The sequence below is a fragment of the Caulobacter sp. P4_E5 genome, from assembly GCF_056401555.1.
Map to the genome: position 1 here is coordinate 1 of NZ_JBFUJD010000154.1, position 2,183 is coordinate 2,183.

The 2,183-nt window shown below is 69.2% G+C and carries 1 protein-coding gene and 1 pseudogene; one reads left to right on the forward strand and one right to left on the reverse strand.

What is annotated here, in order from left to right; genetic code table 11:
* Nucleotides 1-1,072: pseudogene (locus AC1DSO_RS24670) on the forward strand (hypothetical protein); the annotation flags it as partial.
* 15 nt (nucleotides 1,073-1,087) lie between these two features.
* On the opposite strand, the gene AC1DSO_RS24675 reads toward AC1DSO_RS24670, so the two are convergent.
* Nucleotides 1,088-2,183 (reverse strand): tryptophan halogenase family protein (locus AC1DSO_RS24675; protein ID WP_477071316.1); only part of this gene is annotated, 1,096 nt, incomplete at its 5' end.

Here is a 2,183-nt window from a genome sequence, read left to right on the forward strand (position 1 = left end):
GAGCCAGCCCGGGTCCCGTACGCCGACCGGCGCGATGCTGGTGAGCAACCTGCGCTTCGTGCTGAGGCAGGGGCGTGGTTTCGCCGACGCCCCCTCGGCCCGCACCCTGATCGCGATCAAGCCTGGTCGGATGACTGGGGAATGGCGCGACAGCAACGAGGGGCTCGGTCGCGGGATCTATCCCTACAATGTCAACGCCGCCCTCGCGCCGGCGGCGATCGAGGCGGCCGACCGTCTGTTCCGCGCCGGTTTGCTGGATCTCTATCTTTCGGCCGAGGATCGCGCGCTGTTCGCCGACGCCGCTCGGATGGCCCAGGTCTGGCGCGCCAAAGCGCCGCCGCTGTTCCGGGTCGAATTGCCGGCCGCCGAAGCGGCCGTGTCGGTCCGGTCCTACGCCGACGGCCTGGGCGTCCCCGCCGCGCCGGCCCTGAAGGCCCTGGAGGGGCGACCGCTGGTGTTCCACGCCCTGTCGCTGGAGGCCACGGGCAAGCCCGTACCGATCGTCAACTCGGACGAAGGGTTCGCGCTGCTGTTCGGCCGTCCGTCGGCGGCGGATCTCAATACCTATGTCGCCGCGACCATGCGTCCTTTCCCGGCGGGACTAATGACCGATGTCGGCCTGGTCGTGGCCAACGCCGCGTTCGCCGATCGCGAGGCGCAGGCGCGTTTCACGCCGGCCGCCTATCACGGCGCGGTGGTTTGGTCCTGGCAGCAGGCGCTGTTGGCCGCTGGTCTGGAGCGGCAGTTGGCCCGCTGCGACCTGCCCACGCCGGTGCGCGCCAAGCTCGTCGCGGCGCAGGCCCATCTGTGGCGGGCGATCCGGGCCGCCGGCGCGGTGCAGAGCTCCGAACTTTGGTCCTGGACCTTCCGGAACGGCCGCTACGAGGTCGTGCCATTCGGCGCGGGCAAGGCCGATGTCGACGAGTCCAACGCGGCGCAGCTGTGGAGCACGGTCTATCTGGCGGTGCGGCCCCCTCCGGAACCGCGACGCCCGGCGGCGAAAACCGTGAAGGCGGGGCGCCTCGTCATCGGCGCGGGAACGGCGCAGGAATGGAGCCGCTGCTCGCGATAGATCGGCCTGGCGCGCTTAGCCTAGTGCGGAGGCCTGACCGCCGATCAGGGCCGCGATCGCGTCGTCGTGTTTCGGCAAGGTCGGCGTCGCGCGTGCGATCACCGCCGCGATCTGTTCCAGCTGCTGACGGTTGAGGGTCGGATCCAGCGTATCGGCCAGCGGACTATAGCCCTCGGCGCGTACGCCCTGGCCTTCGAGCACGGCAAGCCAGCTGGCCTCGCGGAACAGCTCATCGGACGTCAGCATTAGCCGGCCGGCGCGCCGATATTGCTCCTCCTTGTCGGCCAGGCTGTCGGGCAAGACCATGTGGCGCGTATGCCGCCACAGCGGCGCCTTGTGCCCCTCCGTGGCGTGATAGTGCAGGATCAGGAAATCCTTGATCCCATCCATGTCGCGTCCGAACAGCGTGTTGAACTGTCGCGCCAGTCCAGGGTCGCAATCTCGATCGGGGAACAGCGTGATCAGCTTGGCGATGCCGCTTTGGATCAGGTGGATGCTGGTCGACTCCAGCGGCTCCAGAAAGCCGGACGAGAGGCCGATGGCGACGACGTTCTTGCGCCAGGTCTCGCGTCGGAAGCCGGCCTTGAACCGCAGGAAGCGCGGCGCGTCCAGCGCCGCGCCGTCCAGGCCGCCCAACAAGGTCGCCGCGGCCTCGTCGTCCGAGAGGAAGGCGCTGGAATAGACATAGCCGTTGCCGGTGCGATGCTGCAGCGGAATGCGCCACTGCCAGCCGGCCTCGCGTAGGGTCGCGCGGGTATAGGGGGTGGTTTCAGCCACGCGGGCGCACGGAACGGCGACAGCCCGGTCGCAGGGCAGCCAGTGCGACCAGTCCTCGAAGCCGGCCTCCATCATCCCGTCGATCAGCAGGGCGCGGAACCCCGAGCAGTCGAGGAACAGCTCGCCTTCAAGCCGCTCGCCGCGATCGGTGGTCAGCGCGGTGACAAAGCCTGTGTCGGGCGCTCGCTCGACCGCCTCGAGTTTGCCTTCGTGGCGCGTGACGCCCGCGGCTTCGGAGAGGCGGCGCAGGTACTGCGCGTAGAGCGTCGCATCGAACTGGTAGGCATAGCCCAGCGTCGAAAGGATCGAACGCGCCTCGTCGACCGGCTTGGCG